Source organism: Thermopolyspora flexuosa, from assembly GCF_006716785.1.
Lineage (GTDB): Bacteria > Actinomycetota > Actinomycetes > Streptosporangiales > Streptosporangiaceae > Thermopolyspora > Thermopolyspora flexuosa.
This window is the reverse complement of sequence record NZ_VFPQ01000001.1, coordinates 592,333-616,990: the sequence shown is the minus strand read 5'-3', so window position 1 is coordinate 616,990 and position 24,658 is coordinate 592,333. Positions and strand designations below refer to the sequence as shown.

Annotated in this window: 25 protein-coding genes; 10 read left to right on the top strand and 15 right to left on the bottom strand. The window is 72.5% G+C overall.

The window, feature by feature from the left end:
* Positions 1 to 22 precede the first annotated feature (22 nt).
* Positions 23 to 1,732, bottom strand: a complete 1,710-nt coding sequence (locus tag FHX40_RS25990) for a serine/threonine-protein kinase (RefSeq protein ID WP_142258141.1) — start codon at positions 1,730 to 1,732, stop codon at positions 23 to 25.
* A 293-nt stretch (positions 1,733 to 2,025) separates the two neighbouring features.
* Between FHX40_RS25990 and FHX40_RS02725 the strand changes: the two genes are divergently transcribed.
* Positions 2,026 to 2,406 (top strand): thioesterase family protein, encoded by a 381-nt coding sequence (locus FHX40_RS02725; RefSeq protein WP_142258140.1) that lies wholly within the window; start codon positions 2,026 to 2,028, stop codon positions 2,404 to 2,406.
* Between the two features lie 9 nt (positions 2,407 to 2,415).
* On the opposite strand, the gene FHX40_RS02720 is transcribed toward FHX40_RS02725, so the two are convergent.
* From FHX40_RS02720 to FHX40_RS02695, 6 genes are all read right to left on the bottom strand, one after another.
* Positions 2,416 to 2,628, bottom strand: coding sequence for a biotin/lipoyl-binding carrier protein (locus FHX40_RS02720; RefSeq protein ID WP_142258139.1), 213 nt, complete (start codon positions 2,626 to 2,628; stop codon positions 2,416 to 2,418).
* Positions 2,629 to 2,816: 188 nt separating this feature from the next.
* Positions 2,817 to 4,013, bottom strand: coding sequence for an HD-GYP domain-containing protein (locus FHX40_RS02715; RefSeq protein ID WP_229789192.1), 1,197 nt, complete (start codon positions 4,011 to 4,013; stop codon positions 2,817 to 2,819).
* Positions 4,014 to 4,065: 52 nt separating this feature from the next.
* Positions 4,066 to 5,427 (bottom strand): HD-GYP domain-containing protein, encoded by a 1,362-nt coding sequence (locus tag FHX40_RS02710; protein WP_142258137.1) that lies wholly within the window; start codon positions 5,425 to 5,427, stop codon positions 4,066 to 4,068.
* A 106-nt stretch (positions 5,428 to 5,533) separates the two neighbouring features.
* Positions 5,534 to 6,499 carry an NAD-dependent epimerase/dehydratase family protein gene (locus tag FHX40_RS02705; RefSeq protein WP_142258136.1) on the bottom strand — a complete coding sequence of 322 codons (966 nt, stop codon included), beginning with the start codon at positions 6,497 to 6,499 and terminating at the stop codon, positions 5,534 to 5,536.
* A gap of 27 nt (positions 6,500 to 6,526) precedes the next feature.
* Positions 6,527 to 6,820, bottom strand: a complete 294-nt coding sequence (rsrA, locus tag FHX40_RS02700; RefSeq protein WP_142258135.1) for a mycothiol system anti-sigma-R factor — start codon at positions 6,818 to 6,820, stop codon at positions 6,527 to 6,529.
* On the bottom strand, positions 6,817 to 7,500 hold the full coding sequence (locus FHX40_RS02695; RefSeq protein WP_268241059.1) for a sigma-70 family RNA polymerase sigma factor: 684 nt from the start codon (positions 7,498 to 7,500) through the stop codon (positions 6,817 to 6,819). The genes rsrA and FHX40_RS02695 overlap by 4 nt, the downstream gene beginning before the upstream one ends.
* A 146-nt stretch (positions 7,501 to 7,646) precedes the next feature.
* On the opposite strand from FHX40_RS02695, the gene FHX40_RS02690 reads away from it, so the two are divergent.
* Positions 7,647 to 8,390: a class I SAM-dependent methyltransferase gene (locus FHX40_RS02690; protein WP_142258134.1), complete on the top strand. Its 744-nt coding sequence runs from the start codon at positions 7,647 to 7,649 to the stop codon at positions 8,388 to 8,390.
* Between the two features lie 31 nt (positions 8,391 to 8,421).
* On the opposite strand, the gene FHX40_RS02685 is transcribed toward FHX40_RS02690, so the two are convergent.
* Positions 8,422 to 8,751: a TraR/DksA family transcriptional regulator gene (locus FHX40_RS02685; protein ID WP_142261500.1), complete on the bottom strand. Its 330-nt coding sequence runs from the start codon at positions 8,749 to 8,751 to the stop codon at positions 8,422 to 8,424.
* Positions 8,752 to 9,058: 307 nt separating this feature from the next.
* Positions 9,059 to 9,796: an SOS response-associated peptidase gene (locus FHX40_RS02680; protein WP_142258133.1), complete on the bottom strand. Its 738-nt coding sequence runs from the start codon at positions 9,794 to 9,796 to the stop codon at positions 9,059 to 9,061.
* 153 nt (positions 9,797 to 9,949) lie between these two features.
* On the opposite strand from FHX40_RS02680, the gene aroA reads away from it, so the two are divergent.
* From aroA to hisN, 3 genes are all read left to right on the top strand, one after another.
* Positions 9,950 to 11,242 carry a 3-phosphoshikimate 1-carboxyvinyltransferase gene (gene aroA, locus FHX40_RS02675; RefSeq protein ID WP_142258132.1) on the top strand — a complete coding sequence of 431 codons (1,293 nt, stop codon included), beginning with the start codon at positions 9,950 to 9,952 and terminating at the stop codon, positions 11,240 to 11,242.
* Positions 11,212 to 12,240 (top strand): ribosome small subunit-dependent GTPase A, encoded by a 1,029-nt coding sequence (gene rsgA / locus FHX40_RS02670; RefSeq protein ID WP_373286919.1) that lies wholly within the window; start codon positions 11,212 to 11,214, stop codon positions 12,238 to 12,240. Before aroA ends, rsgA begins: the two co-directional genes overlap by 31 nt.
* A gap of 84 nt (positions 12,241 to 12,324) precedes the next feature.
* Positions 12,325 to 13,107 carry a histidinol-phosphatase gene (gene hisN, locus FHX40_RS02665; RefSeq protein WP_142258131.1) on the top strand — a complete coding sequence of 261 codons (783 nt, stop codon included), beginning with the start codon at positions 12,325 to 12,327 and terminating at the stop codon, positions 13,105 to 13,107.
* Here the strand turns inward: hisN and FHX40_RS25625 are convergent.
* The 4 genes from FHX40_RS25625 to FHX40_RS24880 all read right to left on the bottom strand — a co-directional run bounded on the left by FHX40_RS25625 (position 13,088) and on the right by FHX40_RS24880 (position 16,316).
* The gene (locus FHX40_RS25625) at positions 13,088 to 14,008 is read right to left on the bottom strand and encodes a class F sortase (protein ID WP_142258130.1); all 921 of its coding nucleotides are present in this window, start codon (positions 14,006 to 14,008) and stop codon (positions 13,088 to 13,090) included. The genes hisN and FHX40_RS25625 overlap by 20 nt on opposite strands.
* 170 nt (positions 14,009 to 14,178) lie before the next feature.
* Positions 14,179 to 14,664: a hypothetical protein gene (locus FHX40_RS02655; RefSeq protein ID WP_142258129.1), complete on the bottom strand. Its 486-nt coding sequence runs from the start codon at positions 14,662 to 14,664 to the stop codon at positions 14,179 to 14,181.
* A 304-nt stretch (positions 14,665 to 14,968) separates the two neighbouring features.
* On the bottom strand, positions 14,969 to 15,778 hold the full coding sequence (locus tag FHX40_RS02650; protein WP_229789188.1) for a fructosamine kinase family protein: 810 nt from the start codon (positions 15,776 to 15,778) through the stop codon (positions 14,969 to 14,971).
* A 7-nt stretch (positions 15,779 to 15,785) separates the two neighbouring features.
* The gene (locus FHX40_RS24880; RefSeq protein ID WP_170198938.1) at positions 15,786 to 16,316 is read right to left on the bottom strand and encodes a low molecular weight protein-tyrosine-phosphatase; all 531 of its coding nucleotides are present in this window, start codon (positions 16,314 to 16,316) and stop codon (positions 15,786 to 15,788) included.
* 240 nt (positions 16,317 to 16,556) lie between these two features.
* Here FHX40_RS24880 and FHX40_RS02645 point away from each other — a divergent pair, with 240 nt between their 5' ends.
* The 5 genes from FHX40_RS02645 (at position 16,557) to FHX40_RS02625 (ending at position 21,026) form a co-directional block, all read left to right on the top strand.
* Positions 16,557 to 17,546 (top strand): PstS family phosphate ABC transporter substrate-binding protein, encoded by a 990-nt coding sequence (locus tag FHX40_RS02645; RefSeq protein WP_211350144.1) that lies wholly within the window; start codon positions 16,557 to 16,559, stop codon positions 17,544 to 17,546.
* A 3-nt stretch (positions 17,547 to 17,549) separates the two neighbouring features.
* On the top strand, positions 17,550 to 18,485 hold the full coding sequence (gene pstC / locus FHX40_RS02640) for a phosphate ABC transporter permease subunit PstC (protein WP_142258128.1): 936 nt from the start codon (positions 17,550 to 17,552) through the stop codon (positions 18,483 to 18,485).
* On the top strand, positions 18,482 to 19,372 hold the full coding sequence (gene pstA / locus FHX40_RS02635) for a phosphate ABC transporter permease PstA (protein WP_142258127.1): 891 nt from the start codon (positions 18,482 to 18,484) through the stop codon (positions 19,370 to 19,372). The genes pstC and pstA overlap by 4 nt, the downstream gene beginning before the upstream one ends.
* 58 nt (positions 19,373 to 19,430) lie before the next feature.
* Positions 19,431 to 20,264: a phosphate ABC transporter ATP-binding protein PstB gene (gene pstB / locus FHX40_RS02630; RefSeq protein WP_211350143.1), complete on the top strand. Its 834-nt coding sequence runs from the start codon at positions 19,431 to 19,433 to the stop codon at positions 20,262 to 20,264.
* A 102-nt stretch (positions 20,265 to 20,366) separates the two neighbouring features.
* Complete coding sequence (locus FHX40_RS02625) at positions 20,367 to 21,026, top strand: response regulator transcription factor (protein WP_229789187.1); 660 nt, start codon at positions 20,367 to 20,369, stop codon at positions 21,024 to 21,026.
* Here the strand turns inward: FHX40_RS02625 and FHX40_RS02620 are convergent.
* Positions 20,999 to 22,063: a serine hydrolase gene (locus tag FHX40_RS02620; RefSeq protein WP_170198686.1), complete on the bottom strand. Its 1,065-nt coding sequence runs from the start codon at positions 22,061 to 22,063 to the stop codon at positions 20,999 to 21,001. The genes FHX40_RS02625 and FHX40_RS02620 overlap by 28 nt on opposite strands.
* 157 nt (positions 22,064 to 22,220) lie before the next feature.
* Positions 22,221 to 24,080: a substrate-binding and VWA domain-containing protein gene (locus FHX40_RS02615; protein WP_170198685.1), complete on the bottom strand. Its 1,860-nt coding sequence runs from the start codon at positions 24,078 to 24,080 to the stop codon at positions 22,221 to 22,223.
* Between the last annotated feature and the right edge of the window lie 578 nt (positions 24,081 to 24,658).

The following is a 24,658-nucleotide window of genomic DNA, read 5'->3' as shown; positions in this document are numbered from 1 at the left end:
CCGCGGCGGGCCCCGGCGGCGGTCACTGCGCGGGCGGGGACGAGGGCGTGGGCGAGGGCGAGGGGGACGGTTCCGGCGACTCGTCCCCGTCGTCACCGGGGCACTCGGTCCCCCGGTCCACCACGATGCGGACCACGGTGTCCGGCGGCACGGCCTCGCCTCCCGCCGGGTTCTGGCTCAGCACCTTGGTGCACATCCCGGTGTCGGGGTCGGAGCTGATGATCACCCGGTAGTCGAAACCGGCCCGGCTGAGCGCGGCGATCGCCGCGGGCTCGGTGAGGCCGACGACGGCGGGCACCTTCCGCAGCACGGGGGTCTTCGACGGCGTCGGGGTCGGTTTCGTGCGCTCCGGGGAGGGCGTCTCGCTGGGGGTGGGCGTCGGCGCAGCGGTCCTGGTGGGCTGCTGACTCGGCGGGGCCTTCGTGGGGGTCCGGGTCCGGGTACGGCTCGGCCGCGGGCTCTCGGTGGTGGCCCGCAACGGTCCCTTGGTCCCTGGCGGGCTCGTGGTCGTGCCGACCGCGACGGGCGGCGTCTCCTCGCCGCCGGTCGCGGCGACGCCGTTGAGGGCGAAGGCGGCGAGCCCGCCGAACAGCGCCGCGCCCACGCCGATCCCGGTGAACAGGCCGACCCGGCTGCGCCGCCGCCGGGCGCGGCTCCGGGCGGCCCGCCGCTCCTGCCGGGACGTCGGCGGCCCGGCGTCCTCCGGCGGGTACGGCGCCTGCGGGTAGCCCTGCTCGGTGTACGGCCCGTCCTGGTACGGCTGCTGCGGGTAGGGCTGGGAGAACGGCGCGGAGTACTGCTGCGGGCCGTACGGCTGGGCGGCGTAGGGCTGGGAGGGCGGCGCGCCGTACCCGGGCGGGTGGGCGGCGGCCTCGCCCGGCATGGCCGACGGGGCCGCGTTGATCGCCTGCGCGGCCTGGCGCGCGGCCTGGCCCATCGCCGCGGCGCTCGGCCACCGGCTGCCGGGGTCCTTGGCGAGCGCGCGCTCCACCACGCGGCGGACCGGGGGCGGGATGTCCGGGGGCAGCGGGGGCGGGGCCTCGCGGATGTGCTTGAGCGCGATCGTCACCGGGGAGTCGCCGTCGAACGGCCGCATCCCGGCGAGGCACTCGTAGGCGACGACGCCGAGGGCGTAGATGTCCACGGCCGGGGTGACCGGCTGGCCCTCGGCCTGCTCGGGGGCGCAGTAGGCGGCGGTGCCGAGCACCATGCCCGCGTCGGTGAGCCGGTTGGCGGACTCGGCCCGGGCGATGCCGAAGTCGGTGAGCACGAGCCGGCCGTCGGACCGCACCATGAGGTTGCCGGGCTTGACGTCCCGGTGCACGATTCCCTTCTCGTGCACCGCCTGCAGCGCGTCCGCGGCCTGCGCGATCAAATCCATCGCGGGCTCGGGGTCGATGCGGCCGAGCCGGGAGAGCAGCCGGTCGAGCGGCTCGCCGTCGACGAACCGCATCACCAGGAAGGCGGTGGGGCCGTCACCGGGGACCTCGGTGACGCCGTAGTCGTACACGTCGACGACGCCGGGGTGGTTGATGGTGGCCATGGCCCGGGCCTCGCCCTGGAACCGCTGGACGAAGTTGGGGTCGTTCATCCGGTCCGGGAGCAGCAGCTTGACGGCGACGGTGCGGGCCAGGACCATGTCCTCGCCGCGCCACACCTCGCCCATGCCGCCGGCCCCGAGCCGTTCGTCCAGGCGGTACCGTCCCGCCAGGCTCGTCCCTTGGGCCACCATGGTCCCCCGTACCCCCCTTGTAGTGGTACGCCGCTTTACACCCCAGACTTGACAACAAAGCAGATTCGTATCGCGACCAGGTCACGCCGAGATCACAAGCATCCGGGGACCTGCCTGCGCAGGCGCGTGCGCCCCGTGTACGCGCCGAGAGATCAGGGTAGGGCTTTAAGGTTGCGGCTCTCCCAAGAAATCCGGGGAACGTGCCGGACCCGTTGCGGGGACCGCCGCCCGGTACGGCACGGCCGGGCGGCCCGGCGAGACGGCCGGGCGTGCCGCTGAGTAGGGTGGCGGCCATGACCCTTGCCCCCGGCCTTCGCACAACGGTTTCGATCGTCGTCGGCGACGAGGACACCGCCGCCGTGGTGGGCAGCGGTGAGGTGCCGGTGCTCGCCACGCCGCGCCTGCTCGCCCTCGCCGAGGCCGCCACCGTTCAGGCGCTGCGGGACCGGCTGGCCCCCGGCCAGACCTCGGTCGGCACGCGCGTGGAGCTGCATCACCGGGCGGCCAGCCCGGTCGGCGCGCCGGTGGAGGTCACCGCGGAGCTCACCGAGGTGGACGGGCGGCGGCTGGTGTTCACGGTGGCCGCACACCAGCGGGACCGGCTCGTCGCCGACGGCACGGTGGAGCGGTTCGTCGTCGACACCGAGCGGTTCCTCGCCAAGCTGCAGGGGTGAGGCCGTCGGCTACTCGATGACGGCGATGAGGTCGCCCTCCTGGATGACGTCGCCCTCGGCCACCTTGATCTGCGCGACCGTGCCCGCGTCCTCGGCGAGCACCGGGATCTCCATCTTCATCGACTCGAGCAGCACGAGGGTGTCGCCCACGGCGACCCGGTCGCCCTCGGAGACAAGGATCTTGGCGACGTTCGCCACCATCTCGGCACGCACTTCGGCCATGAACACTCCTTCGACCACTATCGGCGCGTCACCACCATAGGCCCGTCCGGGATCTCGGGCCGTGCCCCGAATCCCATCAGTACGCAAAGCGTGGTCTGTAGGAAGCCCACAACAACCCGGGACCGGACAGGCCGGGCGAAGGCCGGGCAAGACCGGACGAAAACGGACGGCTCGCGCCCGCGGACCGGTCAGCCGCGCCGCCGCCGGGCGACCACGGTCGCCATCGCCTCCACCACGACCGGGTCGTACTCCTCCCCGCTCCCGGCCCGCAGCCGCTCCAGCGCGGCGGCCGAGCGGTTGCGGTCCGCCGAGGCGCCGACGAGGTCGTCGTAGGCGTTCGCCACCTTGATGATCCGGCTCGCGGGCGGCACCTCGGGGCCGGGCGGGTCGCACTGCAGCCGCACGATCTCGGCGACCCGGTCGAGCACGCCGGTCTTGCGGATCACCTCGGCCCCGAGCTCGGCGATCCGCCGGGCCTGCGCGGGCTCGGCGAACACGGTGGCGCCGCCCGGGATCGGGTCGGCGAGCGAGAGCTGCCCGATGTCGTGCATGAGCGCGGCGTACTCGAGCTCGAGCAGCTCCGGCTCGGACATGCCGAGCTCGCGGCCGACCGCCACGGCGAGCCGGCTCACCCGGCGGGAGTGCCCGTGGTCCACGTAGCCGCCGACCTCCGGTACCCGGGCGAGCGCCCGCACCGTCTGCAGGTAGGTGGCCCGGATGCCCGCGTACTTGCGGAACGCCACCTGGGTGACGAGCAGCGGCGCGGCGAACACGAGCAGGGCGACCAGCCCCATGCCGTGCGAGGCGAGCGCGAGCAGGATGCCCGAGGCGCCCACCGCGGCGGCGAGCGGCCCGGCGATGCGCAGCTCGTCGCGCACCGCGACGGGCAGCGCGGTGCGCACGCGTTCCGCGCGGAGCACCGCGGCGACGAGCATGTCGGCGAGCAGCGCCACGGCGGCGAGCGCGACCATCGTGGCGAGCACGAGCCACCACTGCCCGCCCGGCCGGCCGTGGTCGGTGGAGGCCCACAGCACGTCGGCGAGCGGCCGGTACGCGAACGCCACCAGCGCGCCCGCGAGCAGCCGCCGGGCCATCGCCGCGGCCTGCGGCGGGCGGTTGACCGCGAGGTGCGGCAGCGCCCCGGCGATCATGCCGAGCGCCATGACCGCGACCACCTGGACCGCGCCGTGCCCGGCCGGGCGGCCCTCCACGTCGAGCAGCATGGCGTAGCCGAGCGCCGCGGCCGTGGAGATCGGCGCGACCTCGCGGTTGCCCGGCATCATCATCCGGGCGAGCTCGCCGAACGCGATCAGCGCGCCGAACGCGAGCGCCACGTCCGGGTCGACCACCTCGGTGGCGGCCACGTGCCCGACGCTCACGATCATCAGCGTCGCCGCGACGGTGAGCAGGATCGGGCACCACGGCGCCCGGGCGCGGTCACCGCTCCGCGGCAACCTGGATCGGCGTTGTCGGGTCGTCATGGTCCTTCATCACGGTCTGGGGCTGTCCGGTGGGCGGGGCGGGCGGCCGGACCGGCGGGTCCCAGCCCCGGCGTCGCACGGCGGCGACGAACGCGTCGACCATGACCGGGTCGAACTGGGTCCCGGCGTTCTTGCGCAGCTCCTCGAGCGCGACCTCGACCGGCTTGGCCCGGCGGTAGGAGCGGTCGGAGGTCATCGAGTCGAAGGCGTCCGCCACCGCGATGATGCGGGCGAACTCGGGGATCTCGTCGCCCGCCAGACCCATCGGGTATCCCCTGCCGTCGTGGCGCTCGTGGTGGTGCATGATGCCCGCGAACGCCTCGTCGAGGAAGTCGATGCCCTTGACGATCTCCAGGCCGCGCATCGGGTGGAGCTGGATCGCCGCGTACTCCTCCTCGGTGAGCGGGCCCTCCTTCTGCAGCACCTTGGTGGGCACGCCGAGCTTGCCCACGTCGTGCAGCATGCCCGCGTACCGGATGGCGCGCAGCCGCCGCGGCCCCATGCCGATCTCCTCGGCGATCATCGTCGCCGCCTTCGACACCCGGGTGCAGTGGCCGCGGGTGTAGTAGTCCTTGGTCTCCACCGCCTGGCAGAGCGCGGCCATCGTCGCCTCGTACGAACGTTCCTGGGCGCGGTACTGGCCGAACGCCCAGCGCGCGATGAACACCGGCACGAGCACGAGCACCGCGGCGAGCGACTGCACGCTCGCCCACAGCCCGACGATGAGCAGTCCGAAGGTGGCGTAGCCCAGGTAGGAGACGAGGAAGCGCACGGCCTCGCGCAGCGGCACCTGGGCGCGGCTCACCACCGAGGCGAGCCGCAGCAGCACGCCGATGAGCAGGACGTTGAGCGGCACGAACACCGCGGCCGCCGCGGCGTACGGCACGAGCAGGTCGGCGAACCGCTCCACCGGCAGCCCCTCGGGGCCGCCGGCGAGCCGGTAGACGACGCCGGCGGTGTACCCGCACACGGCGAACTGGGCGCCGTTGAACAGCCGCTTCACCGGCGGCAGCCCGGGCCGCACGCTGAGCACGGCGACGGCGCCGACGAGCGCGGCGCCGAGCGGCCCCACGAGCACCACCGCGGCGAGCACGGCGGAGAAGCTCACCGAGACCGCGGTCTGCTCGATGTTGAGCAGCGTCGGCGCCGATTCGCACACCAGGAACAGCAGCGCCAGCACGACGAGCGTGCGCCAGTCGGGCCCGTCCAGCCCGCCCCCGGTGACCCCGCCCGCGACGAGGTCACGCCCGATCAGTGCCGCCGCCGCTGTGACCAGAACGACGATGTAGACCTTCGCAGGCCACGGCAGTTCACGCACAACGGCCACCCCGGGTCGGATTCCGCCCTCAGGCTACAGAAACCGAAGCCTCCGGTCCCCCGGCTCGGCCAATCGCGTCTGATATGTGACGTATGTGAACAAATGATTACGCAGCGCCAGATGTCCCACCGGTCTCGCCGCGGCGGCGCCGGGCCCACTCGACCGTCGCCTTGAGGCCCACGGCGAGCTCGGTGCGCGGCTGCCAGCCCAGCCCCTCGTACGCCGGGGCGGGGTCGACGGCCATCGCGGGCAGGTCGCCCAGGCGCGGCGGCGCGTAGCCCGGCTCGTCGGGCGCCCCGGCCGCGGCGGCGACCAGGCTGTGCAGCTCCCGGTCGGTGGTCTGCACGCCGGTGCCGAGGTTGAACCGCCGCCCGTTGCCGCGGTCGCCGCAGGCGCGCACGAAGCCGTCGACGACGTCGTCCACGTAGATGTAGTCCCGGGTCTGCGTGCCGTCGCCGTACACCACGGTGGGCTTTCCGGACAGCAGCGCGTCGGTGAAGATCGCCACCACGCCGGCCTCACCCTCCGGCGACTGCCGCGGGCCGTACACGTTGGACAGCACGAGCGTGGTGTACTCCAGGCCGTAGAGCGCGGAGAACGTGGCGAGGTACATCTCGCCGCTGAGCTTGGCGGCCGCGTACGGCGAGCGCGGGTCGGTGTCCGCGCCGTCCGGCACCGGGAGCACCTTGGGCCGGCCGTACACCGCGACCGACGAGGCGAAGACGACCTTGCGTGTGCCCGCCCGGCGCGCCGCCTCGAGCAGGTTGACCGTGCCCTCGACGTTGACCCGCGCGTCGTGCACCGGCTCCGCGACGCTCCTGCGCACGCTGATCTGCGCCGCGAGGTGGCAGATCACCTCCGGCCGGAACCGCTCCACGACGCCCGCCAGCTCCGGATCCGTGACGCTCATCTCGTGCAGGGCGAACCCGGCGTGCCCCGCCGCCTCGGCGAGGTTCTCCCGGTCGCCCGACGACAGGTCGTCCACGACCGCAACCTCGTGGCCCTCGGCGAGCAGCCGATCGACGAGGTTGGATCCGATGAAACCGGCTCCCCCGGTAACCAGAACCCGCATAGGGGGCAGCTTACGGGTTCCGGCGCGTCAAGGCGCGAGACGCTCCGACTCGGCCGCCTCGACCATCTCCAGCCGGACCTGCTCGATGCGCGACATCACCCGCGCCCGCAGGTCCTCCGGCACCGGATCGCAGCCGCAGTGCTTGGCCACGAGCTTCTTCACCATCTGGTCGAGCCCGTACTCCTTCAGGCACGGGCCGCACTCGTCCAGATGCTTGCGGATGTCCCCGCACAGAGTCTCGTCGAGTTCCCCGTCGAGGTAGGCGTAGAGCCGATCGAGCACGTCCGCACAGTCGGTCTCGTGAGGGTTTCCGCAACTCATCGCCGGTCCTCCGATGGCACGAGTCCACGCTCGCGCGCGTAGTCCTCAAGAAGCGCCCGCAGCTGGCGGCGTCCGCGGTGCAGCCGCGACATCACGGTGCCGATCGGCGTGCCCATGATCTCGGCGATCTCCTTGTACGGGAAACCCTCCACATCGGCCAGGTAGACCGCGATGCGGAACTCCTCGGGCAACGCGGCGAGCGCGTTCTTGACGTCGCTGTCCGGCAGATGCTCCAGCGCCTCGATCTCGGCCGACTTCAGCCCGCTGGAGGTGTGCGACTCCGCCCGGGCGAGCTGCCAGTCCTCCACCTCCTCGGCGCCCGACTGCTTCGGCTCCCGCTGCTTCTTGCGGTAGGCGTTGATGAAGGTGTTGGTGAGGATGCGGTACAGCCAGGCCTTGAGGTTGGTGCCCTCCTGGAACTGGTGAAAGGAGGCGAAGGCCTTGGCGAAGGTCTCCTGGACGAGATCCTCCGCATCCGCGGGGTTACGGGTCATCCGGAGCGCGGCCGAGTAGAGCTGGTCGAGATACGGCATCACGTCCCGCTCGAACCGCTCGCTGCGCTGCTCCAGCGTCTCCGTCGATGCTCTGGAGACCGGACCCACCCCCTTATGTCCGCCGTACGAAGCCGAGGATACCGGCTGGATCGTGGCGGGTCGGTCGGCGAGCGGGGCTACCGGCATCAAACCTCCTTATCCTTACGCCGAGCACCAACCATCGGGCGTAGCATCTTGTTCCCGCGCCACGATGAAGGTGACGAACCATCCGGTGCGGGGAACGTACCGGTTAGTAGCGATCCGCGGAGAGCCCCGACGTCCAGGAGCCGCTCGTGCTGCCCATCCCGGCGAAAGAACTGAACGGCTCAGGTGCGCTCGGGCCGTACTGGACCTTCTACAACGCCGTCGCCGCCGAACAGCTCCGCCGCTGGCTTCCCAGGCGTCCGGCGCTGCTCCTCGACATCTCCGGCGGCCGGGGCCGCTGGGCGGCGCAGGCGGCCCGGCGCGGGCACCAGGTGATCGAGGTCATCGACTTCCGCCGCACCGCCGAGCCGTGGCTGCGCGACGCCCGCGACGACCGGGTCCGCCGGATCCGCGCCGACGACCTCGCCTTCCTGCCGGACGCGTGCGTGGACGGGGTGCTCGCCGAGGAGCGCGCGCTGTCGATCGAGATCATGGCCGAGTCGGCGATCGCCGACGTGGCCCGGGTGCTCAAGCCGGGCGGGCGGGTGCTCGTCTCGGTCGACTCCCTCGTGCTCGGCATGGCGATCCTCGCCGAGCAGAACTTCTGGGCGCACCTGCGGCAGACCGGCGAGGTCATGCTCGTGCCGTGGCCGGACGGCAGCATCACCCGGTGCTTCTCCAGCGGCCAGCTGCGCGAGCTGCTCACCGGCGCGGGGCTCACCGTCGAGTGGGTACGGCCCCGCACGGTGTTGTCGCCGTCCACCGTGGACCACGTGCTCTCCGGTGACGCCCGGGCGCTGGGCCGGCTGGTGCACACCGAGCTCGAGACCCGGCCGGACGACGACGACACCGTGGGCATTCACCTCGTGGCGAGCGCGCGCCGCGATCCGTGACGCGCGCAGCCCGCCCGGTCGGCCTGGACGGTCAGCGCCGCCGGCGCTCGGCCTTCGACTGGCACGGCACGCAGCGCTCGGCCTCCGGCCGCGCCTCCAGCCGCCCCTCCGGGACCAGGCCGCCGCAGTCCACGCAGCGGCCGTACGTGCCCTCGTCGAGCCGCTTGAGCGCGCTGAGCACCGCCGACCGCTGCCGTGTGGCGTTGTCGATCATGGCCTGCACGCGGTCGGTCGCGGTGAGCTGGGCGCCCGCGTCGGCGGCCGAGTGCTCGTCGGGCCGGTCGTCGAGCAGCGTCCGGATGGAGCGGTCCAGATCACTGAGCATGCTCTCCAGTCTCCGGCGAACGGTCACGTCGTCCACGAGCCGCTCCTTTCGGGTAACACGAACTCTCACCGGTCGGGTCCTCCGCGCCCGCCGGTCGTCGGGGTCTTCAGGACTGTGTGGGGTGGGGGGATTCAGGGGTTCGGTGATCGGATCTATGGGGATGTGTCGGCAACCACTCCCGGCACGGATCAGGCGTTCGAGGGTCGGGCGTCCGCCGCGCGGATCCCGCGCAGTGGATCGCTTTGCCCACCGGATGCCCACTTGGCGAGCTTTTTACACACGCCGGACGGCCGAATCCGGCGCCTTTTCACCGGCGTCCTCGACGGGGCGGTGACCGCCGCCGTCAGACCGCGACCGGCGCGATGAGCTCGGGGCCGTTGTTGCGGACGTTGTTCACCGCGGCCGACACCGGGTGGAGCGCGAACGTGCCGGGCGGCGGCGGGACGAGCAGCCGCCGCGCCTCCTCGGCGGCGGTGAGGCCGGGGTCGAGCCAGTCCGCCCACCGCTCCCGGGGGACGAGCACCGGCATGCGGTCATGGATGCGCGCGGCCTCGTGCTGCGCCGCGGTGGTGAGCACGGTGCAGGTGACCAGCCACGCCTCCGGGTCGTCGGCGGGCCGGGCGCGGTCCCGCCAGAACTCGTACAGCCCGGCCATCGCCATCACCCCGCCGTCGGCGGGGCGGATGAAGTAGGGCCGCTTGCGCCGGGCCGCGCCGTCCGCCAGCCACTCGTAGTAGCCGTCGGCGGGCAGCAGGCAGCGGCGCCGCGCGAACGCCTGGCGGAACGACGGCTTCTCGGCGGCGGTCTCCAGCCGCGCGTTGATCATGCGGGAGCCGATCGCCGGGTCCTTCGCCCAGCTCGGCACGAGACCCCAGCGCAGCACGCGGAGCTGCCGGACCGGCGGGCCGCCGGCCTGCCCGTCGGTGTCCTTGACCGGCCGGGCGAGCACCGCGTACACCTTCTTGGTCGGTGCGACGTTGTAGTCCGGCCGCAGCTCCTCCTCGGCCGCCCCGTCGAGTTCCACCTGGAACTCCTCGAGCAGCTCCTGCTTCTTGCGAGCCGAGACGTATCGTCCGCACATAGGTTCCACCATGCCACCGTCAAGTCCTGATCGCACGTACCGATCGCACATGTGAGCGAAAAAATTCCCGTGCGCGGGCGGCGGCGGTGCTCCCCCGCGGCGCGCGCACCGGCGGGGACGTCGCCCCGGTCCGGCTTCGATAGGCTTTCGACCATGTCCGCCACGTCGTCCGCCACCTCGCTGTGGCCCGCGCCGACCGCGGCCGGGCCCGTCCGCGCGACCGTCCGCCTGCCCGGTTCCAAGTCCGTGACGAACCGGGCGCTGCCGCTGGCCGCGCTGGCCGAGGGCCCCGGCACCGTACGGCGGGCGCTGCGCAGCCGTGACGCCGACCTGATGGCGGCCGCGCTGCGCGCCCTGGGCGCCGGGCTCACCCCGTCCGCGGAGACCGCCTCCAGCGTCGACTGGCACGTCGTGCCCGGCCCGATCCGCGGCGGCGTGTCGATCGACGTGGGCCTCGCGGGCACCGTGATGCGGTTCGTGCCGCCGATCGCCGCCCTCGCCGACGGCGAGGTGCGCTTCGACGGCGACGCGGCCGCCCGCCGCCGCCCGATGGGGCCGCTGCTCGCCGCGCTGCGCGCGCTCGGCGCGCACGTCGAGGGCGACGCGCTGCCGTGCACCGTGCGCGGGCCGATCCGCGGCGGCGAGGTGACCATCGACGCCTCGGCGTCGTCCCAGCTCGTCTCCGGCCTGCTGCTCGCCGCCGCCCGGTTCGAGAAGGGCGTCACGGTGCGGCACTCCGGCCCGCCGGTGCCGTCGATGCCGCACATCCAGATGACCGTGCAGATGCTGCGCGAGGCGGGCGTGCACGTGGACGACGGCGAGCCGGACGTGTGGCGGGTGGAGCCGGGTCCGATCGCCGCCCGCGACCTGGTCGTCGAGCCGGACCTGTCGAACGCCGCGCCGTTCCTCGCCGCCGCGCTGGTCACCGGCGGCACGGTCACCGTGCCGGACTGGCCGGAGCGCACCACCCAGCCCGGGGACGCGCTGCGCGGCCTGCTCACCGAGATGGGCGCCACGGTGACCCGCACGCCCGAGGGCCTGGCGGTCACCGGCACCGGCCGGGTGTCCGGCATCGACGCCGACCTGCACGACGTGGGCGAGCTCACCCCGACCATCGCCGCGCTCGCCGCGCTCGCCGACGGCCCGTCGACGCTGCGCGGCATCGCCCACCTGCGCGGCCACGAGACCGACCGGCTCGCCGCGCTCGCCACCGAGATCAACCGCCTCGGCGGTGACGTCCGGGAGACCGCCGACGGGCTGGAGATCCGCCCCCGGCCGCTGCGCGGCGGCGTGTTCCACAGCTACGAGGACCACCGCATGGCCACCGCGGGCGCGGTGATCGGCCTGGTGGTGCCGGGGGTGCAGGTGGAGAACATCGCCACCACCGCCAAGACCCTCCCGGAGTTCGCCCGGATGTGGGCCCGGATGCTGGAGGGGGACGCCTGATCAGACAGCGGTTCGACGAGGACGCGGTACGGGTCCGGCCGAAAGGGAAGTCCCGGCCCCGGACGCGCCGCCGTCCCGCGCACGAGGACGCCGTCGAAGGGTTCGTCACCGCCGTCGACCGGGGCCGCTACACGTGCCTCATCCGCGACGAGGACCACGACGTGACGGTGGTCGCGATGAAGGCGCGCGAGCTCGGCCGCAAGGGGATCATCGTCGGCGACCGGGTGGCGATCGTCGGGGACGTGTCCGGCCGCCCCGGCACGCTCGCCCGGATCGTCCGGGTGGAGCCCCGCTCCTCGATGCTGCGGCGCAGCGCCGACGACACCGACGACGTGGAGCGGCCCATCGTCGCCAACGCCGACCAGCTCGTCATCGTCACCGCGCTCGCCGACCCGCCGCCCCGCCCGCGCATGATCGACCGGCTGCTCGTCGCCGCGTACGACGCCGGGATCGACGCGCTGCTCTGCCTCACCAAGTCCGACCTCGCCGCCCCGGACGAGATCCTCGCCCTGTACGCGCCGCTCGGCGTGCCGTACGTGGTGGTGTACAAGGGCGGCCCGCTCGACGAGCTGCGCGAGCGGCTCGCCGGGCGGATCAGCGTGCTCGTCGGGCACTCGGGGGTGGGCAAGTCCACCCTGGTCAACGCGCTGGTGCCGGACGCCGGCCGGGCGGTGGGCCAGGTGAACCCGGTGACCGGCCGGGGGCGGCACACCTCGACCTCGGCGATCGCGCTGGAGCTGCCGGAGGGCGGCTGGATCATCGACACGCCCGGCGTGCGCAGCTTCGGCCTCGCGCACGTCTCGGACGACACGATCATCGCCGCGTTCCCCGACCTCGCCGACGCCACCGTGGAGTGCCCCAAGGGCTGCACCCACCGGGGCGGGGACTGCGCGCTCGACCGCTGGGTGGCGGAGGGCCGTGCCGACCCGGCGCGGCTGGAGTCGCTGCGCCGCCTGCTGGTGAGCCGGGAGGGCGCGCCCGACCCCGACCTCGGCTGAGCCATCCGGGCGGACCCCGACACGGGAACCGGGACGTACCGCCCAGGGCCGGGCGGGCCGCGGCGGCACGCTACCGTGTGCGCTGTGACCGCATACAGTGACGATCTTCGGCTGGCGCACGAGCTCGCGGACGCCGCCGACGCCATCACCATGCGCCGGTTCCTCGCCGGCGACCTGCAGGTGGAGACGAAGCCGGACCTTTCCCCGGTGAGCGACGCCGACCGGGCGGTCGAGCAGGCCGTACGGGAGCTGATCGGCAAGGCCCGGCCCGGCGACGCCGTGGTCGGCGAGGAGTACGGCGAGACCGGGTCCGGCGCGCGCTCCTGGATGATCGACCCGATCGACGGCACGAAGAACTTCGTCCGGGGCGTGCCGGTGTGGGCGACGCTCATCGCCCTGCTGGAGCACGGCCGGGTCGTGGTCGGCGTGGTCTCCGCCCCGGCGCTGGGGCGGCGCTGGTGGGCGGCGCGCGGCGAGGGCGCGTGGACCGGGCCCGGCCTCGCCTCGGCGCGGCGGTGCCGGGTGTCCTCGGTACGCGACCTCGCGGACGCCTCGCTGTCGTTCTCCAGCCTCTACGGCTGGGAGGAGAAGGGCCGGCTCGACGCGTTCCTCGACCTCACCCGGACCGTGTGGCGGACCCGGGCGTACGGCGACTTCTGGTCACACGTGATGGTCGCCGAGGGCTCCGTCGACGTGTCGGCGGAGCCCGAGCTGTCCCCGTGGGACATGGCGGCCATCACGGTGATCGTCGAGGAGGCCGGCGGCACCTGGTCCGCCCTGTCCGGCGCGGCGGACGTGGCGGGCGGGAGCATGGTGTGCACCAACGGGCTGCTCCACGACGAGGTGCTCAAGCGGATCGGTGATTGATCGCCCGCACCAGCCGGGCGAACACGATGATGTTGTCCCGGTAGTGCCGGGTGCGGTGGTCGAACGCCCCGCCGCAGGTGATGAGCCGCAGCCCCGCGTTGCCGATGTCGCCGTACACCGCGTCGGTGGGAAATCGCGTCTTCGGCACCCGGATGCGCTTGCGCGCCTCGAAGACGGCGGTGCTGCCGTCGCGCCGATCGATGTAGATCCGCGCGCCGGGCTTGAGCCGGCGGAGCCGGAAGAACACGGCCGGGCCGGTGCGGGTGTCCATGTGGCCCACCACCACGGCCGGGCCGATCTGCCCGGGGCTCGCGCTGCCCACGTACCAGCCGGCGACGCCGGGTTTGCTGAGCGGCGGCGTCTGGAGCCTGCCCCTGCGGTCGAGCCCGAGCTTCATCAGCGGCGCGTTGACCCTGATGGACGGGATCCGGATCCGGACCGGAACCGAGTACCGCATGTGCAGGACCCTGCGCGCGGGCTTCGCCTTCGCGCCCTGCTTCGCCTTCGCCGCCGCGTCGGCTTCGGCGCCGTTCCTCGTGCCCGCCTTCGGGCCGGTCTTCGCGCCGGCTTTCGCGTCCGCCTTGGCGGACGTCTTCGCGCCCGCCTTGGCGCGCGCCCGCGGGCCCGGGCCGACGACCGTCGTGGTGGTCGCGTCGGCCCCGGCGACCGGGACGGCCCCGATGTCGGCCTCGGCGTCCACCGCGGCCGGCTCCGCGAACGCCACCGCGGGCGGCTCGTCGAAGTCCGCCGCGGGTGGCTCGTCGAAGGCCGCCGCGGGCGGCCCCGCGAGCACCGGCGGATCCGGCCGGTGCGGTACGGCGCCCGCCGCCCGCGCCGGGGCGACCGGTACGGCGACGCCGGCGAGCCCGACGGCCACGGACGCGGCCAGCGCCAGCGCCATGACCGCCGCGCGGGCCCGGCCCCCCGCCCGGGCCGGGCCGCCCGCTGTGCCGGGACCGTGCGCCGCGGCGGGGACGGCGACCGCCGCGCTGGCCACGCGGCGGTCGCTCGCCGGCCGATCCGGTGAACCCCCACGTCCACCGGCCGATCCCGACGGTCCGGAAAACCGGATCACTTCTTCCGCTTCGCCTTGATCTTGGCCTTGGCGTACCAGCCGCCACCGGCGTGCACGCCGGCCACCGGCTTACCGCGGCACCACTTCTCGGTGCCCCAGCGCTTGCGCTCCTTGTAGCGCTGGGCGATGCGGCCCGCGTCGCGCTTCCAGATCAGGTGGTCGTGCAGGAGCCGACCGTGGTGATCCTTGCGCGTCTCGAAGTCGCGAGGCTTGTGGTGGTGCCGCTTGTGGTAGCCGAACTCGTTGTCCGCGCCGACGGTGTCCGCCTCCACGTGGTTCACCACGTCGTCGTTGCGCTCGTGGTCGACGTCCTTGTGGAAGTGGTGCCGCTTGTGGCCGAAGTGGCCCTTTCGGCCGGCGAAGGCGTCGCCGCGGATGGCGTCGCGGTACCCCTGACGGTCCACCCAGTGCCGGACCTTGCAGTGCACGTTGGCTGCGGCGGAGGGCCGGGCCATCTCCTGGGCCTGCGTGAGGCTCGACACTGCACCGAACGCCGGTACCGCAGCCGCACCAACGATTCCGAGCGTTGCGACGCTCGCGATTGCGATTTTCTTCATCTTGCCCCCGACGGTTGGTTGCGGCCCGATTTTTGTGGTTTGGCCGCATCGGGAGAGTTCACCGGTTCGGGGGCAGACGAAACGGGCGGTCGCAGTATCTTGTCACCAGTTTACCGATTATTAGCGCCTCATATCATGCGCTAAGTATTTTTATGAGGGAATATCTGACCCTACCACCCCAATCCGGACATATCTGAGCGATTCGCATCAATTTGGGCCAGGAAAACGATCATCGGGCGAGGGCCCGCCCGGCCGCCTCGAGCAGGCTGCCGCGGTACGCCTCGCCGAACAGGCAGACGTGCACGAGCAGCGGATGCAGCTGGTGGAGCGGCACCCGCGCCCGCCACCCGTCGGCGAGCGGCGCCTCCTCCCGGTAGGCGCCGAGAATGCGGTCCAGCCGCGGCGCGCCGAACAGCGCGAGCATCGCGAGGTCGGTCTCGCGGTGCCCGCCGTGCGCGGCCGGATCGATGAGCACCGCCCCGCGGTCCCGCGACCACAACACGTTCCCGCTCCACAGGTCGCCGTGAATTCGGCTCGGCGGCTCCGGCGGTCCCGCCAATTCCGGCAATTCATCGATGACCGATTCGACCAGCCGGACGTCCGCGCCGGACAAATGGCCACGGTCACGCGCGAGCCGCAGAAACGGCCGGAGTCGCTGCTCGGCGTAGAACGCCGGCCAGTCGTCGGCCGGGGTGTTGTCCATGGGCAGCTCGGCGATCCAGCCCGGCCACGGCGCGCCGTACGACTCCGCCCCGGCCCGGTGCAGCCGGGCGAGGTCCCGCCCGAACCGCTCGGCGGCCTCGTCGCTCGGCGCGCCCTCGTCGATCCACTCGAGCACGAGCCGGTCGCCGGCGCACTCGATCACCTCCGGCACCGCGACCGCGCCGGCCTCGCCGAGCCAGCGCAGCCCGGCCGCCTCGGAGGCGAAGTCGGCGCCCCGTTTGACGAACACCCGCCGGCCGTCGGGCAACACGCCCCGGTGCAGCGTCCAGCGGTGGCTGCGGCCGAGGTCGGCGACGATCCGCACGTCGGCGCTCACCGGCGGATCACCGCCGTTCCGGCGCGCGGCCCACGGCCCGGGCGGCGTGCTCGGCCACGCCCTCCGCCGCGGCCTCGATCATCTCCAGCACGCGGACGAAGCCCTCGCGGCCGCCGTAGTACGGGTCGGGCACCTCGGCGTCCTCGGGCGCGTCCGGGTCGAAGGACCGCAGCAGCCGCACGTCCGCGCCCTCGGGCGCGAGCCGCCGCAGCGTGCGCAGGTTGTCCCGGTCCATCGCCAGCACCAGGTCCCGCTCGGCGAACCATTCCGGCTCGAACCGCCGCGCCCGGTGCCGGGAGCCGTCGTACCCGGCGGCGGCGAGCGTCGCCGCGGCCCGCTCGTCCATCGGCTCCCCCACGTGCCAGCCGCCGGTCCCGGCGCTGTCCACGACCACCACGTCGCCCAGGCCGCGCCGCTCGAGCACGTCCCGGAGCACCACCTCGGCCATCGGCGACCGGCAGATGTTGCCCAGGCACACCAGGCAGATGCGGTACGGCCGTGCCGTACCGGCCCGGTCCCCGGCACCGTCCACGGACATGTCCCTCGTGCTTTCTCCAGCCATGCCCTCAAGGATGTCAGGTAGATGAACGGCTCCGCGCCACCGGACCCGCCGCCGGTCACGGGCGGGCAAAGCCACCGCCCGCTTCGGTGTTAAGTGAGTGAGGCCGACGTTTTCCGTCACGCGTCACAGTTCGTTTCATCTCCGTTCACTTTCGCCGACTTCACTGAGGGCCGACGAACCTGGATGAAGATCCTTTAACGGAGAAGGACGAAGACCGTGACCAGTGGACAGCGCCGCCTGAGCGCGATGACCGCGGCGACCTTCCTCATCGCCCTGACGGCCGCCTGCGGTGGCGGCGGGGGCACCGACACCCCCCGGACCGAGGAGACGGGCGGCGGCGCCGCGGCGCAGCAGCTGAGCGGCCAGATCAACTCCGACGGCTCCAGCACCGTCGGCCCGCTCACCACCGCCGCGTACGAGTTCTTCGCCGAGCAGCAGCCGCAGGTGCAGGTGGCGGTCGGCACCTCCGGCACCGGCGGCGGCTTCGAGAAGTTCTGCAACGGTGAGACCGACATCCAGAACGCCTCGCGGCCGATCAAGGACGAGGAGAAGGCCGCCTGCGCGGCGAAGGGCATCACCTACACGGAGCTGACCGTCGCCACCGACGCCCTCACGGTCGTGGTGAACAAGGAGAACACCTGGGCCAAGTGCCTCACGGTGGAGCAGCTGAAGAAGATGTGGGAGCCCGCCGCCGAGGGCAAGGTCAAGAGCTGGAAGGACGTCGACCCGAAGTTCCCGGACGAGCCGCTCGCCCTCGCCGGGCCGGGCACCGACTCGGGCACCTTCGACTACTTCACCGACGAGATCAACGGCGAGGAGGGCGCGAGCCGCAAGGACTACAGCGCCTCGGAGAACGACAACGACATCGTCGCCGCGGTGGCCGGCGCCAAGGGCGGCCTCGGCTACTTCGGGTTCACCTACTTCGAGGAGAACCAGGACAAGCTCGCCGCGGTCGAGATCGACGCGGGCAACGGCTGCGTCGCCCCGAGCGTGCAGACCGCACAGGACGGCAGCTACACCCCGCTCTCCCGGCCGCTGTTCGTCTACGTCAAGAACGAGTCGATGAAGCGTCCCGAGGTGAAGGCGTTCGTGGAGTTCTACGCGAACAACATCAACCGGATCGCGACCGACGCGAAGTTCATCCCGCTCAACGCCGAGCAGGAGGCGAAGCTCAAGTCCGCCGTCCAGGCCCTCTCGGCGAGCTGAGCCATGGAGCGGTCCTCCCGTGCCGCGGCCGCCCCGGGCATGCGCCTGGGGCGGTCCCGCCCGCGTTACGGCGAGTCGGTCGTGAAGGCGGTGCTGCTCCTGGCCGCCCTGGTGTCGATCGCCACCACGGTCGGGATCATCGCCTCGCTGCTGTCCCCCACGATCGAGTTCTTCGCCGAGGTCGACATCGTCGAGTTCGTCACCGGCACGAGCTGGGGCCCCGGCTTCAAGCCGCCTGCGTTCGGCGTGCTGCCGCTGGTGGTCAGCACGGTGGTGATCACGCTCATCGCCGTGCTGGTGGCGGTCCCGCTCGGCCTGCTCGCCGCGATCTACCTGTCGGAGTACGCCTCGAAGCGGGTCCGCAAGGTGATCAAGCCGACCCTCGAGGTGCTCGCCGGCATTCCCACGGTGGTGCTCGGCTTCTTCGCGCTCACCGTGGTCACGCCGTTCCTGCGGGAGTGGACGCCGTTCGACGTGAGCTTCAAGAACGGCCTGTCCGCGGGCATCGTCGTGGGCATCATGATCATTCCGCTGGTGGCCTCGCTCGCCGAGGACGCGATGTCGGCGGTGCCGAACGGGCTCCGCGAGGGCGCGTTCGCGCTCGGCTCCTCGCGCATGGTCACCTCGCTGCGCGTGGTGTTCCCCGCGGCGCTCTCCGGCATCATCGCCGGGGTCATCCTCGCCGTCTCCCGGGCGTTCGGCGAGACGATGATCGTGGTCGTCGCCGCCGGCTCGAACCCCTCCCTCACCGTCAACCCGCTGCAGGAGATGGTCACCTTCGCCTCCTACATCGCGCAGGCGGCCTCCGGTGACATCCCGGTCGGGTCGACGGTGTACAAGGCGGTGTTCGCGGTCGGCTCGCTGCTGTTCGTCACCACCTTCGTGCTCAACTACATCAGCGCCCGGATCGTGCGCCGCTTCCGGGAGGTCTACGAGTGACGCTCCTCACCACGCCGAAGACCGCGGTACGGCTCGCCGCCAAGGGGCGGCCGCTGCGCGAGCACCTGTTCAAAGTCGCCCTGGTGGCGAGCCTCGTCATCGCGCTCGGGTTCCTCGCCCTGGTGCTCTACTCGATGGTCTCCAAGGGCCTCGGGCGGTTCGACTCCCGGCTGTGGGAGAACATGCCGTCGATCCGGCGGCCGGAGGCGGCGGGCGCGCAGTCCGCGATCGTGGGCACGATGTGGCTGGTCGGGCTCACCGCGGTCATGGCCCTGCCCACCGGCATCCTCGCCGCGATCTACCTGGAGGAGTACGCCGACCGGACCCGCTGGTACAACCGGGTGATCGAGCTCAACATCCAGAACCTCGCCGCGATCCCCTCGATCATCTACGGCATCCTGGCGCTGGGCATCATCGCCCGGGTGCTCGGCCTCGGGTTCGGCGTGCTCACCGGGGCGATGGCGCTCTCCCTGCTCGTGCTGCCCATCGTGATCATCGCGGCGCGGGAGGCGATCCGGGCGGTCCCGCCGTCGATCCGGGAGGGCTCGCTCGCCCTCGGCGCGACCCAGTGGCAGACCATCTACCGGCAGGTGCTGCCCGCCGCGATCCCCGGCATCGCGACCGGCGCGATCCTCGCGCTGTCCCGGGCGATCGGCGAGGCCGCGCCGCTGATCGTGCTCGGCGCGGCGACGTTCGTGCCGTTCAACCCGTCGAGCGTGTTCGACCGGTTCTCCGCGCTTCCGGTGCAGATCTACTTCTGGATCACCCAGTCCCGGGAGGAGTTCCACCTGCTCGCCGCGGCCGCGATCGTGATCCTGCTCGCGCTGCTGCTGCTGATGAACTCGGCGGCGATCCTGCTGCGCAACCGGTACCAGAAGCGCTACTGAGCCCGCCCGGCCCGCATCGAACGAAAGGCCTTCGATGGACAGACACGCAGCTCCCCCGATGACCGCGCCCCAGGTCGGCGTCACCGGCGCCCGGGTGCCCAGCACGCCCGAGCCGCTCGACCCGGTGTTCACCGTCTCCGGCCTCACCGTGCACTACGGCGACTACGCCGCGGTGCGCGACGTCAACATGGTGATCGGCCGCCGGGAGATCACCGCGATGATCGGTCCGTCCGGGTGCGGCAAGAGCACGGTGCTGCGCTGCTTCAACCGGATGAACGACCTCATCCCCGGGGCCCGCGTCTCCGGCACGATCCTCTACCACGACGAGGACGTGTACGGCGAGCACGTGGACCCGATCGAGGTGCGCCGCCGCATCGGCATGGTGTTCCAGAAGCCGAACCCGTTCCCCAAGTCGATCTACGACAACATCGCCTACGGCCCGCGGGTCAACGGCATGAAGGGGAACCTGGACGACATCGTCGAGGAGGCGCTCACCAAGGCGGCGCTCTGGGACGAGGTCAAGGACAAGCTCAAGCAGAACGCGCTGTCGCTCTCCGGCGGCCAGCAGCAGCGGCTCTGCATCGCCCGCACGATCGCGGTGAAGCCCGAGGTGATCCTCATGGACGAGCCGTGCTCCGCGCTCGACCCGATCGCCACCACCAAGATCGAGGACCTGATGCAGGAGCTGGCCCGCGAGTACACGATCGTGATCGTCACCCACAACATGCAGCAGGCGGCCCGGGTCTCCGAGCGCACCGCCTTCTTCACCGCGGAGGTCGACGAGAACGGTCAGCGGTACGGCCGGCTGGTGGAGTTCGACCAGACGAGCCGGATCTTCACCAATCCCCGCGACAAGCGCACCGAGGACTACATCACGGGTCGATTCGGCTGATCCCATGCCCGAACGTTCGGCTGAAACTGGAGGACAGGGTTGGTCCAGCCGCGGACGCCGGCCGAGGCGGACGGAAGGTCCCGGACGGCGCCCGCTCTGCTGGTGGCCGATCCGGACGTCAGGCTGATCAAGGAGCTCGCCTCGGCGCTGCAGGCCGAGGGGGTGGAGGTCACCGGCGTCGCCGACGGCGCCCAGGCCCTGCTGCGGACGGGCGCGCTCCAGCCCGACGTGGTGCTGGTGAGCGCGACCCTGACCGTCGTCGACGCGGTCGACTTCGTGCGCGCGGTACGGCACGTGCAGGGCGTGCCGGTGCTGCTCGGCGTCGGCGAGGGGGACGCCGAGCGGGCGGTGCGCGCCCTGGCCGCCGGGGCGACCGCGTGCGTGGCGCGGCCGTACCGCGTGCCCGAGCTGCTGCCGCTGGTCCAGGGCGCCTGCATCGGCGAGCCGAGAAGGGAGCGGACCGTGCTCACCGTCGGACACGTCGAGCTCGACGTCACCGCCTACCAGGTGCGGGTGGGCGGTGACGTGGTGCACCTTCCGCTGCGCGAGTTCGAGCTGCTGCACTTCCTCATGCGCAACGCGGGCCGCACGGTCACCCGCGAGCAGATCATGCGGCACGTGTGGCACTCGGAGGAGAACCTGTCCACGAACACGATCGCGGTGCACGTCAAGCGGCTCCGCCGGCGGCTGCGCGACCACGAGGACAGGCTCATCCAGACGGTGCGCGGCGTGGGCTACCGGCTCGTCGCGCCGGCGGACTGACCGCCGGGTACGGCGCGCCCGGCGGCGGCGCGCCGTACGGGGGCCCCGGCGGTCGGCCCGCATCCGCCGCGCAGGGCCGTCATGATGGTGCGCGCCACGCGCTCGACCCGCGCGACCCCGTCGGCCATCGTGGCGCTGCCCTCGCTCAGCACGGCGATCGCGTAGTGCCTGCCGTGCCGGGAGATGAGCCCGACGCTGGCGATCACCCACAGGTGGTTGTGGATACGGCGCAGCCAGCCGTTCTTCAGGGCGACCGTGTCGCCCGGGCACGCCCCGGCCGACACGCCCCACCGCTGGCCGGGCAGCACGCGGCGCATGAGGGAGAGCACGGCCGCGCGGTCCGCCGCGGCGAGCGGGCCGGCCCCGGTGGCCAGCAGCCGCATGAGCCGTACCTGGTCGGCGGCCGTGGTGCGGACCACGCCCCAGCAGTACAGGTCGACGCAGCGGCCGTCCACCGCGCCGGTGTGCCGCAGGCCGAACGCCCAGCTCACCCGGTTGAGCCCGGCGGCGTACCCGAGGAGCTCCCACAGCCGGTCGGTGGCCCGGTTGTCGCTGGCCCGGATCATCAGGTCGGCGAGCCGCCGGGTGTGCGCGCCGAGCTCCCGCCACGGCGCGGTGAGCAGCAGCCCCATGAGGATCTCGACCTTCACCGTGCTCGCCGTGATCATGCGCTCGTCGGCGTGGTAGCGGAAGCCGCGGCCGGTGCCCAGGTCGGCGGCCGCGGCGGAGAGCCGGCCCGGCCATCCGGCGAGGTGACGGTCGAGCGCGCGGGTGAGCCGCGCGGCGTCGAGCGCGTGCCGTTGCCGCCTCGGCGGGCTGCGCAGCTGGGTCTTGCCGCCCGCCCGGGTCAGGGTGGCCCAGGAGCGCAGCAGGTAGGACGGCCGGTACGCCACCGGGGTGGCGGCCGTCGCGGCCTTGGCGGCCCGGGCCGCGACCGGTGCGGACCGCGCGCCCTGCCCCGGGGTGGGGGGCGGGTGGCCGCACAGGAACGTCCACCCCACGACCAGGGCGGTCAGCGCCACAGTCGACAGTCTCAAACGTCCACCCCCGCGAGTCCGCCACCGTTGACCGTCGTGGCCGGACCCCGCGGTCGTCGAGCCGGCACGCGCGGCCCAGGGGAACTCCGGGGCGGCGGTTGACCGCGGCATGACCGGCGCCCGGTACGGCGTCGCCGCGGCGGCGGACGCGGCAGGGTCAGCCGTCGGAGTCGGAGGCCTGGCCGTCCTCGCACTCCATGCAGGCGCGCTGGGCGATCAGCGACAGGAAGATGCGCTCGGCCTCGTCGAAGTCCTTGGCGACCTTGGCCACGCCGTTGGTGGCGGCGGCGATCTGGCGCAGCTCGTCGTACTCGATGCCGCGCCCGTAGCCGACGATCGACACGGTGACGGGCTGGGTGGGCTCGAACTCCCGGCGCAGCGTCGACAGCAGCTCCTTGAGCGAGATGCCGTCGTCGTCCTCGTTCTTGCCGTCGGTGAACACGACGATCGAGGTCAGCTTGTTCGGCACCGGGTTCTCCGCGGCCGCGCGGAAGGCGGCGAGCACCGAGTCGTACAGGCCGGTGTCGCCCTTGGTCTTGCGGGGCAGCCGCCGCAGCTCCTCGATCACCGCGTCCTTGTGGGTGCGGCCGTCGACCTTCTCGTCGAGCGGGGCGATGGGCACGAGCTCGCGGTAGTCCTTGTCGCCGTCGAGCTTCGAGGCGAACACCCACAGGCCGACCTCGCTGCCCTTCGGCAGGGCCTGCACGCCCTCCTCGGCGAGCCGGACGATCGCCTTGGCGCGGGTCAGCTTCGTGCCGGGCACCTTGCGGTCCATCGACCCGCTGACGTCGATGAGCAGCAGGGCACGGGTGTCGGCGACGATCAGCCGGGCCTGGAGCAGGCCGCGCAGCGTGGTGGCCGCGTCCGGGTTCGGGATGCGGGTCGGCTCCTTGGCCCGCAGCCCGGTCCGCGAGCTCAGGCTCGGCCCGCCCTTGCCGTCCGGGGTACGGAAGCCGGCCGCCCGGATCGCCTCCTGGCCCGCGGGCGAGGTGAGCGCCTGGAAGAACTGCTGGGCGAGGCGGCGGCCGGTGGCGGTGGTGGAGGTCACCACGTACGGGTAGTCGAGTGCGAGCGCGCCCTCGGCCGGGTAGACGCCGATCACCCGGTTGTCGGTGGTGGAGCGGTTGTACCGCCAGATCGCCTGCTCGCTCGCGACGACGATGTACTCCTTGGCGTCCTTGTCCTTGTCTTTCTTGTCCTTCTTGTCCTTGTCGTCGTCCTCGGCGTCCTTGGCGAAGACGTCGAACAGGGTCCGCTCGTCGGCGATCATCGAGTCGCGCAGCTCGAAGGCGGCGTCGCGGACCGCGTCCATCAGCTCGGGGCGCAGGTCGGCGACCGCGTCCAGCACGTTGAGGGCGGCGAGGCCGGACGCGTACTGGCCCGGGGTCGGCAGGCGTACGACCATCGTGTCGCCGAGCCGCTTGCGCTCCGCGGTGCCAGGGATGAGCATGGTCCAGCTCGGCTCGCCGTCCTTGCGCAGCTTCTCCTCGGTTCCCGGGGCCGCGCCGAGGATGACCGGCGAACGCGCGATGGACCGGCCCTTGTCGAGCATGGGCTGTAACAGCTCGGTCCGGTTCACCTGCTCCGCCGTACCCTCGTCCCCCGGCGCCTCCTCGTCGCCGTCCTGCGCCCGCAGGTTGGCGTAGTCGACCCAGAGCGAGGCGTCGGGCACCCACACGTCGGGGCGGTCGGCCATGTTCGCGATGCTCTCGGCGACGTCGACCGGGGGCCGGATACGCGTCTCGATCGACACGCAGGCGTGCTCCGCCTCGAAGCCGCGCGCGACCTCGTCCAGCACCGGCTGGATCTCGGCGGCCGCTACCACGTCAAGCTGAAACCGCTGGTCACAGGTAGGCCCGCTGGCGAGGGTGTAGGCGCCGACGGCCGTCGCGATGAGCAGGCTCGCCCCGGCGACGACACCGGCGATCGTCCGGACCTGGCCGTTCTTGCGGCGATGCTGCGGACCACCCCGATCCCATCGGACGGCGAGCTCCTGACCATGGTGCCTACCACTCACGCTGACCAACCCAAATCAGGCGAGACGAGCCATTTGCGGGAGATGTCCTGGGTGGGAGTAGCGTAGCGTGTCAACCTTCACAACACACCAATTGCGTCCCGCTCATTCCGGTATCAACTCAGGCAACATCACTACCGATGTTTGCGATAGTGAGCGGCAAAGTAAGATTCGCCCGGCGGGCCCTCCGAGGCCTCCGTCCATGATCACTTACCGTCACGGAGTGTGACCAGAGCCGGTTCCCCTCCGCCCGGGCGCGCAGGAACCAGGATGCCCAGCGCACCTCGGTGAAGGCGGCATCGCCGCGTAGCCCACGGCCGCGCCTCCGAGCCACGCGCCGTCACGGTGCACGCCTGGGCCCAAAGGGCACGGAGGACCGGTCAGCGGGCCAACCGAGCCACTAAAGGCCCTTACCGTCCCGTCGCCGCTTTATCCCGGCCGGTCGCCCTGCGAAAGCCGACCCGACCACAATCCGAGTTCACGCGGCACCGAAATTGTAGACAAGCCGGGCGTTCACAATATCGTCAGCAATACCGAGCCCGCCGGCAACCTTTCGCAGCACCACCGCGGCCATCGTCCAG